Origin of the sequence: uncultured Zoogloea sp., assembly GCF_937894855.1 — a bacterium.
GTDB classification, from domain to species: domain Bacteria; phylum Pseudomonadota; class Gammaproteobacteria; order Burkholderiales; family Rhodocyclaceae; genus Zoogloea; species Zoogloea oryzae.
This window is the reverse complement of the sequence record NZ_CALAYQ010000162.1, coordinates 1-7,308: the sequence shown is the minus strand read 5'-3', so window position 1 is coordinate 7,308 and position 7,308 is coordinate 1. Positions and strand designations below refer to the sequence as shown.

The window sequence follows — 7,308 nt, the reverse complement described above, 5'->3', positions numbered from 1 at the left end:
CCAGCCACGCAAAACCGAAGATCGCCAGCCACTGCACCACGCCGAACACCCACAGCGCGCGGTTGATGCCCAGCTTCACCATCCACAGCCCGCCCAGGATGCCGCCGATCACGCTGGGCCACAGGCCGGCGTTCTTGGCGACGAGGCCGATCTCGGTCTTGGAAAAGCCCATGTCCAGGTAGAAGGGCGTGGCGAGCGCGGTGCACAGGGAGTCGCCCAGCTTGTAGAGGAAGATGAAGCCCAGCACCACCAGCGCCGAACGCATACCGTGGCGGCCGAAGAACTCGCGGAAGGGCTCGACCACCGCGTCGCGCAGGGTGCGCGGGGCGCCCCGGGCAGCGGCGGGCTCCTTCACCAGCAGCGTCATCACCAGCCCCGGCGCCATGAACAGCGCGGTGACCAGAAACACCTGCGACCACGGCAAGTGATCGGCCAGCACCAGCGACAGGCTACCCGGCACCAGCCCGGCGAGCTTGTAGGCATTCACGTGGATGGCGTTGCCGATGCCCAGCTCGATCTCGGGCAGCAGCTCGCGCCGGTAGGCGTCGAGGACGATGTCCAGGGTGGCCGACAGAAAGGCGATCAGCGCCGTGAGGCCGATCACCAGCCCGAGCTGATGGGTGGGCGACAGGGTGCCAAGCCACGCCACCGCCGCCAGCAGGAGCAGCATCGTCAGCGCCATCCAGCCCCGCCGCCGGCCGAGGAGCGGCAGCGCGAAGCGGTCGAGGAAGGGCGACCAGACGAACTTCCACGTGTAGGGAAACTGGATGAGCGCGAAGGCACCGATCGCCTTGAGGGACAGCCCCTCGGTCTTCAGCCACGCCGGAACCAGGTTGAGCAACAGGTACAGCGGCAGGCCCGACGAGAAACCGGTGAGCACGCAGATCAGCATGCGGCGGTTGGCGAGGGCGCGCCAGGGGGATTCGGTCATGGGCGGAACGGGGAAGCGGAGAGAAGGATGCAGGCCAGCGGGGGATGATAACAATCGGTTACTTGATCTTGCCGCCGGCCCACCGAAAAATGCGTCAATCAGGGTGGAAAAATAACGAGGAGACCCGAATGTACACCGTCACCGTCGTGTTCCGGGCAGACCGGGAATACGAATTTCATGTGCACGCCGCCGACGTGGCCAATCTCACCAAGGCCAGCGCCCAGGACTGGCTCCATGATGAGTTCGACGAGCTGGAATGCACCCCGAGCAACCCGGTGGGCAAGGTGCTGATGCTCGACGTGATCCTCAACGTGGCCAAATACGGTGGCGAGCAGCGCTTCGCCCAGGGCGGCGAATGGGCGCGGAGCTTCGCCAGCAGCGTCGCGGTGGTGCTCGACCGCCCTGCCGTGCGCATCGACGTGCCGGGCTTCGTGGTGGGCTGAAACGCCACCCCTGCACCGCGCCGCCCCGAGGCCTAGAATGGCGGCTGGCGACGGCATCCGGCCGTCGAACGGGGATGACACGCGGTGGCAGGCACACGGACAGGCAACACGGCCCACGGCTTTCGCCGACGGGCGGATCTGATTTCCGGGGCGCGGCCCCACGCCGGGAGCCGGCCATGACGCGCCGCGCGCCCTGGTGGAAGGGCCCACGGGGCGAATGGTATGTGGTCGCCCAGGGCGGCATCTTCGCGCTGATCGCCTTCGGGCCGTCGTCATTGCCGGGCCTGCCGGCCTGGCCGCGGGTGCTGGAATTTCCCGGCCGGGCGCTCGGCGCAATGCTGCTGGCCCTCGGCGTGACGATCTGCGCCGCCGCCGTGCTGCGTCTGGGCCGCAACCTCACGCCCCTGCCCCATCCGCGGGACGACTGCCGGCTGGTGGAAACCGGCCCCTACGGCTGGGTCCGTCACCCGATCTACTCCGGGCTGATTCTGGCGACCTTCGGCTGGGCGCTGATCGCCCAAGGCTGGCTCACCCTGCTGTGGGCCGCGCTGCTGCTGGTGTTCTTCGACATCAAGTCGCGGCGCGAGGAGGTCTGGCTGCTGGAGCGCTTTCCGGCCTACGCCGACTACCAGCGGCGCGTCCGCAAGCTGATCCCCTTGATCTACTGAGCCGCGTCAGCCCAGCTCGGCCCGGTTGCGGCCGTTCTGTTTGGCGCGGTAGAGGTTCGCGTCGGCGCGCCGGAACAACTGCGCCAGGGCACCTTCGGCGCGGCTCATGTGAACGCCGCCCACCGACAGCGTGCTCACCCCCCACTCTGCATTGCGCGCATGGGCGATCCCCTGCCGGCACACCGCATCCACCGCGACCCGGGCGATCTCGGCGAGCGCTTCGGGGGTGCAGCGGGGCAGCATCATCGCGAACTCCTCGCCGCCATAACGCGCCACGAAGGCATCGTGGGCAAGGCGCCGGGCATTGACCTCCTCGACCACCTTCTGCAGCGTCGCGGCGATCGCCCGCAGGCAGTCGTCGCCCGCCAGGTGGCCGTAGTGGTCGTTGAACAGCTTGAAGTTGTCCACGTCCATCATCAGCAGCCCGAAGGGCGCGCCGCAGCTGATCGCCTCGCCCCACTGGTGGTCGAGCCGCAGATCCATGTAGCGGCGGTTGAACAGGCCGGTCAGCCCGTCCTGGCTGGCCTGGGCCTCGAGCTTGCGGTTGGCGAGGGAGAGTTCGGCCCGCAGCCCGGCGATGCGCGCCATGGCCTTCATCTTGGCCTGGACCACGCCCTCGGGGGCCGACTTGGGGATGAAGTCGTCGCCGCCGGCCTCGATGGCCATGACGAGATTTTCCGGGGTGTCGGAGCCGGTGAGGAAGATGATCGGCGTCCACGCCCATTCCTGGGTGGCCTCGACGGCGCGGATCTGCTTGGCGGCCTCGAATCCGTTCATCACCGGCATCTCGATGTCCATCAGGACGAGATCGGGCGCCGACGCCTGAAAACGCTCGACTGCAATCTGCCCGTTCTCGGCGATGACCACCTCATGGCCAACCTCGACGAGCCGCGCGCCAAACACCGACGTGATGGTTCGGGAATCATCCACCACCAGAATCCGCATACCCCCTCCCCCAGCCCGTCTTTCTTATATCTAAAGTAATAATATCCCGAAATCTCCCGCCTATCCGGGTACACGCAGCAGCGCCGCCTCAAGCGCTGACACTTGGTTCAGATCAAGGCTGGCCGCCCGCCGCCCGCCGATACTCGCGGGCATGGACACCACCGCCCCACCCCAGCCAGCCCCCCACCCGGCCAGCGCGCCGCCCGGTGATCTGGCGATCTGGTTCTTCATCCTCGCCGAGCTGCTCGCCTTCGGGGTCTTCTTTGCGGCCTATGCCTTCGGGCGCGCCCACAACGTCGAACTCTTCAACACCATGCAGGAGACCCTCGATCGCAAGGCCGGCGCATTCAACACGGTGCTGCTGATCACCGGCAGCTGGTGCGTGGCCCGGGCGGTCGAGGCGGTCGGCCGGGCCCGCGCGCAGACCGGTGCACGCTGGCTCCTCGCCGGCATCGCCTGCGGCGGCGGCTTTCTGGTGGTGAAGGGCTTTGAATACGCGGCGAAGTTTGGTGCGGGCATCAACCTGTCCACCAACACCTTCTACATGTTCTATCTGTCGCTCACCTTCTTCCACTTCATGCACGTCATCCTCGGGCTGGTGATCCTCACCGCCCTGTGGTGGAAGACCCGCCAGGGCGACTACGGCCCGGACAACATGAACGGCATCGAAACCGGCGCGGCCTACTGGCACATGGTCGATCTGGTGTGGATCGTGCTGTTCCCGCTCGTATACGTGATGCGCTGAGGGATTGCGATGAACACCCGACACCTCAACATCGTGCTGGTCGTGCTGCTCGCCGCCACCGTCGCCACCTTCGAGATCGGCGAGCGCGGCGGTGGCGGAACGGCCGCAATGGCCATGCTCCTCTCCATCAGCTTCATCAAGGGCCGCCTCGTGGTGCTCGACTTCATGGGCCTGCGTGGGGTCAAATTCTTCTGGCGCGGCCTGCTGCTCGGCTGGCTGCTGCTCGTCTCGACGCTGATCGCCGTCGCCTACTGGATCTCCATCCCATGAATGCCCCGATGACCACCAACATCCCGTTCTACGAAGCCGCCGGCAACGAAGTGGAAGTCTTCGAGCAGGCCTGGAAAAACCGCCTGCCGCTGCTCATCAAGGGCCCCACCGGCGTGGGCAAGACCCGCTTCGTCGCCCACATGGCGGCGCGGCTGGGGCTGCCGCTGTACACCGTGGCCTGCCACGACGATCTCACCGCGGCCGATCTGGTCGGCCGCCACCTGCTGGGCGACGGTCAGACGGTGTGGTGCGACGGCCCGCTGACCCGCGCGGTACGCGAAGGTGGCATCTGTTACCTGGATGAAGTGGTCGAAGCCCGCCGCGACACCACCGTGGTGATCCACCCGCTCGCCGACGACCGCCGCGTGCTGCCCATCGAGCGCACGGGCGAGCTGCTGCACGCGCCCGACAACTTCATGCTGGTGATGTCCTACAACCCGGGCTACCAGAACTTCCTGAAGGGCCTCAAGCCCTCCACCCGCCAGCGCTTCATCAGCCTGCGCTTCGAGTTTCCGAGCGCCGCGCGGGAGGAGTCCATCCTGCTGGGCGAAGCCGCCTGCGACCCGATGCTGGCGAAGCAGCTCGTCTCCATCGCTGCCCGCCTGCGCAGCCTGAAAGATGTGGATCTGGAAGAAGTGGTGTCCACCCGCCTGCTGGTTTATGCGGCCAAGCTGGTGAAGGTCGGCCTCGACCCCATCGAAGCCTGCCGCTCGGCGCTGGTGGAAAGCCTCACTGACGACACCGACGTGGCCGACGCGCTGCTGGAGGTGGTGAGGGCAACGTTCGGGCGGTGACGGCGGGCGGCATCGCGAGCACTAACGCTGCGGCGGCGCAAGCACGAGACGAACACCTGCGGCCTCAGCGAGGGCTGCAAGACGGCTGCGCTGCGCCTCATCGTCCAGCACCACGAGCAAAGACACGTCGGACACAGCCTTACCCTTGACGTCCTCCAACGCCCGGGCAACTGTTGCTGCAGTCAGGGCGTCATCGTCGCCGACAACCCCCAAGACCTTCACTTTAAATTTGCCCTCAAAAAACTGCCGCACGACACCGGAATTCCCTGAGGGAACGCCGGAATTGAGGGCGCCGACCATCAGCATCGTGGCGAGCGCATTATTGGCCTCCTCAATGCTGACCACAGTCACCGAGTTCTGACCCTGCTCGGCCGCCAGCCCCATGATCCGCTGGTGCTTGGTTTGAGACAGCGGATCAGCAAGTGCGACAACCGAAATCAGGCTGGCAACCAGAACAACCAGCAAGTTACGCAAGCAAAACATATATAAATAACACCAGCAATGAATTAAGCCATTCATCATACCCGATGTTATTTACGACGATCAAATACAGCAGCGATCAGCGCAGAGGTGGAAACCCACTCAATCCACTTTCGCTATGTGCTTGCGACCCGTTTGCGTGCGCGCCAGCTTGCCGTCGCGCATCAGCAGCCCGATCACGCTGTACGACAGATAGTCCTTCGACCCGCCGCCATAGTCGCTGCGCAGCCCCAGCAGGCTGGCGGCGTCGGAATTGGAGATGCCCTGCGGGTTGGCCTTGGCCAGTTCGAGCACGGCATCCTTGAGCAGCGCCAGTCCGATCTGCGCCTTCTCCCGGACACCCGCGGGCACAACGACGGCCGGCCGGCTCTTGCGAGCAAGCCCGGTTGGCATGACGGCATTGGTGAGCAGCCCGCCGGTTTCAAGCGTTCCGAACGCGGCGATCAGCTCGGCCTCGATCTTGAGCGCCTGCGCCTCTGTGAGCGCATCCACCAGCCGGGCCACCAGCACCTTGCCGCCCGCAGCTTCGATCTCCCGGATCCGCCGGCCCTTGGGCGAATCGTCGGGATTGACCAGATGGTCGTAGGAGCGCGTGCCGGTGCCCTTGCCGATGTAAAACGGCATGGCCGGCGATTGCCGGGGATCCTTCAGTGCATAGACGTAGTACGACGTAGCGGTGCTCATGCTCGCCCCCAGGCAAAGGCGGTCTGTTACAGCAACGGCGCCAGCCACCTTTCCGCCTCGGCCACCGTCATCCCGGTGCGCTGCGCCCAATCCTCCAGCTGATCCCGCCCGATCTTGCTGACGGCGAAGTAGTGGCTGTCCGGGTGGGCGAAGTAGAAGCCGGAGACGGCTGCCGCGGGCGTCATCGCGAAGCTCTCGGTGAGGCCCATGCCGGTGTTGGCTGGCACGTCCAGCAGCTTGAAGAGGTCGCCCTTGACGGTGTGATCCGGGCAGGCCGGGTAGCCGGGCGCCGGGCGGATGCCCTGGTAGGCTTCCTTGATGAGCTCTTCGGTGCTGAAGGTCTCGGCCGCCGAATAGCCCCAGAACTCCTTGCGCACGCGGGTGTGCAGCCATTCGGCGGCGGCTTCGGCGAAGCGGTCGGCGAGGGCCTTGAGCATGATCGCGTGGTAGTCGTCGTGGGTGCGCTCGTAGGCGGCGAGACGGCCCTCGATGCCGAGACCGGCCGTTACCGCGAAGGCGCCCACGTAGTCGGCCACGCCGGATTCCTTGCCGGCGACGAAATCCGCCAGGCAGTAGTTGGGCTTGCCGGCGGGGCGTTCGTGCTGCTGGCGCAGGCCGTGCCAGGTCATCAGCACGTTGCTGCGGGATTCGTCGGCGTAGATCTCGATGTCGTCGCCCACCGCGTTGGCGGGGAACAGGCCGATCACGCCGCGGGCCTTGATCCACGGGTTGGTGTCCTGCTCGGCGACCATCCGGGCGAGCATCACCTCGGCGTCGGATTTGAGCTCGCGGGCGGTCTCGCCGACGATCTCGTCGTCGAGGATCTTCGGGTAGCTGCCGGCCAGATCCCAGGTCTGGAAGAACGGGCCCCAGTCGATGAAATCCACCAGCTCGGCGAGGTCGATGTCGAAGGCGTGCACACCCAGCTGGGCGGGCTTGGCCGGCGTGTAGGCCGGGTCGAGGTTCCACCGGAAGGCATTGGCGCGGGCGGCGTCGAGCTTGACCATCGCGACGCCCTTCTTGCCGGCGTGCTGGGCGCGGATCTTCTCGTAGTCGGCGGCCACGTCGGCGGTGTAGCCCTCGCGCTGACCTTCGGAGAGCAGGCTGGTGACCACACCCACCGCACGGCTGGCATCCGGCACGTAGATCACCGGCCCGCTGTAATGCGGGGCAATCTTGATCGCGGTGTGGGCGCGGCTGGTGGTGGCGCCGCCGATGAGCAGCGGAATCGACTGGCCGTCGGCAAAGCCCTGGCGCTGCATCTCGGCCGCCACGTGGCTCATCTCTTCGAGCGACGGGGTGATGAGGCCGGACAGGCCGATGGCCTGGGCGCCGTGTTCGCGGGCGG

Annotated in this window: 10 protein-coding genes; 5 read left to right on the top strand and 5 right to left on the bottom strand. The window is 66.4% G+C overall.

Going from position 1 to position 7,308, the window contains the following annotated elements:
* On the bottom strand, nt 1–931 hold a 931-nt coding region (locus Q0672_RS18275), incomplete at its 3' end, for an MFS transporter (protein ID WP_298624558.1).
* A 128-nt stretch (nt 932–1,059) separates the two neighbouring features.
* Here Q0672_RS18275 and Q0672_RS18270 point away from each other — a divergent pair.
* Both Q0672_RS18270 and Q0672_RS18265 read left to right on the top strand, forming a co-directional pair.
* Nucleotides 1,060–1,374, top strand: coding sequence for a hypothetical protein (locus Q0672_RS18270; RefSeq protein WP_153160639.1), 315 nt, complete (start codon nt 1,060–1,062; stop codon nt 1,372–1,374).
* A 176-nt stretch (nt 1,375–1,550) separates the two neighbouring features.
* Nucleotides 1,551–2,042 (top strand): isoprenylcysteine carboxylmethyltransferase family protein, encoded by a 492-nt coding sequence (locus Q0672_RS18265; protein WP_298624555.1) that lies wholly within the window; start codon nt 1,551–1,553, stop codon nt 2,040–2,042.
* Between the two features lie 6 nt (nt 2,043–2,048).
* On the opposite strand, the gene Q0672_RS18260 is transcribed toward Q0672_RS18265, so the two are convergent.
* Nucleotides 2,049–2,972: a diguanylate cyclase gene (locus tag Q0672_RS18260; RefSeq protein WP_298624553.1), complete on the bottom strand. Its 924-nt coding sequence runs from the start codon at nt 2,970–2,972 to the stop codon at nt 2,049–2,051.
* Nucleotides 2,973–3,138: 166 nt separating this feature from the next.
* Between Q0672_RS18260 and Q0672_RS18255 the strand changes: the two genes are divergently transcribed.
* The 3 genes from Q0672_RS18255 to Q0672_RS18245 are packed head-to-tail and all read left to right on the top strand — an operon-like array spanning nt 3,139 to nt 4,796.
* Nucleotides 3,139–3,732, top strand: coding sequence for a cytochrome c oxidase subunit 3 family protein (locus Q0672_RS18255; protein ID WP_298624551.1), 594 nt, complete (start codon nt 3,139–3,141; stop codon nt 3,730–3,732).
* Nucleotides 3,733–3,741: 9 nt separating this feature from the next.
* Complete coding sequence (locus tag Q0672_RS18250) at nt 3,742–4,002, top strand: cytochrome C oxidase subunit IV family protein (RefSeq protein WP_298624549.1); 261 nt, start codon at nt 3,742–3,744, stop codon at nt 4,000–4,002.
* Nucleotides 3,999–4,796, top strand: coding sequence for a CbbQ/NirQ/NorQ/GpvN family protein (locus tag Q0672_RS18245; RefSeq protein WP_153160644.1), 798 nt, complete (start codon nt 3,999–4,001; stop codon nt 4,794–4,796). The genes Q0672_RS18250 and Q0672_RS18245 overlap by 4 nt, the downstream gene beginning before the upstream one ends.
* Before the next feature lie 21 nt (nt 4,797–4,817).
* On the opposite strand, the gene Q0672_RS18240 is transcribed toward Q0672_RS18245, so the two are convergent.
* From Q0672_RS18240 to Q0672_RS18230, 3 genes are all read right to left on the bottom strand, one after another.
* Entirely contained in the window at nt 4,818–5,318 is a 501-nt protein-coding gene (locus tag Q0672_RS18240; protein WP_153160645.1) for a hypothetical protein, read from the bottom strand.
* 60 nt (nt 5,319–5,378) lie between these two features.
* Nucleotides 5,379–5,960, bottom strand: a complete 582-nt coding sequence (locus Q0672_RS18235; protein ID WP_298624546.1) for a GIY-YIG nuclease family protein — start codon at nt 5,958–5,960, stop codon at nt 5,379–5,381.
* 26 nt (nt 5,961–5,986) lie between these two features.
* Nucleotides 5,987–7,308, bottom strand: a 1,322-nt coding sequence (locus Q0672_RS18230) for a vitamin B12 dependent-methionine synthase activation domain-containing protein (protein ID WP_298624544.1), incomplete at its 5' end; no start/stop codon positions are given.

Excerpts from the sequence above, each read along its gene's own strand:
- Q0672_RS18270 (WP_153160639.1), top strand. The coding sequence starts at position 1,060 with ATGTACACCGTCACCGTCGTGTTCCGGGCAGACCGGGAATACGAATTT.
- Q0672_RS18250 (WP_298624549.1), top strand. The coding sequence starts at position 3,742 with ATGAACACCCGACACCTCAACATCGTGCTGGTCGTGCTGCTCGCCGCC.
- Q0672_RS18265 (WP_298624555.1), top strand. The coding sequence starts at position 1,551 with ATGACGCGCCGCGCGCCCTGGTGGAAGGGCCCACGGGGCGAATGGTAT.
- Q0672_RS18255 (WP_298624551.1), top strand. The coding sequence starts at position 3,139 with ATGGACACCACCGCCCCACCCCAGCCAGCCCCCCACCCGGCCAGCGCG.
- Q0672_RS18245 (WP_153160644.1), top strand. The coding sequence starts at position 3,999 with ATGAATGCCCCGATGACCACCAACATCCCGTTCTACGAAGCCGCCGGC.
- Q0672_RS18235 (WP_298624546.1), bottom strand. The coding sequence starts at position 5,960 with ATGAGCACCGCTACGTCGTACTACGTCTATGCACTGAAGGATCCCCGG.
- Q0672_RS18240 (WP_153160645.1), bottom strand. The coding sequence starts at position 5,318 with ATGATGAATGGCTTAATTCATTGCTGGTGTTATTTATATATGTTTTGC.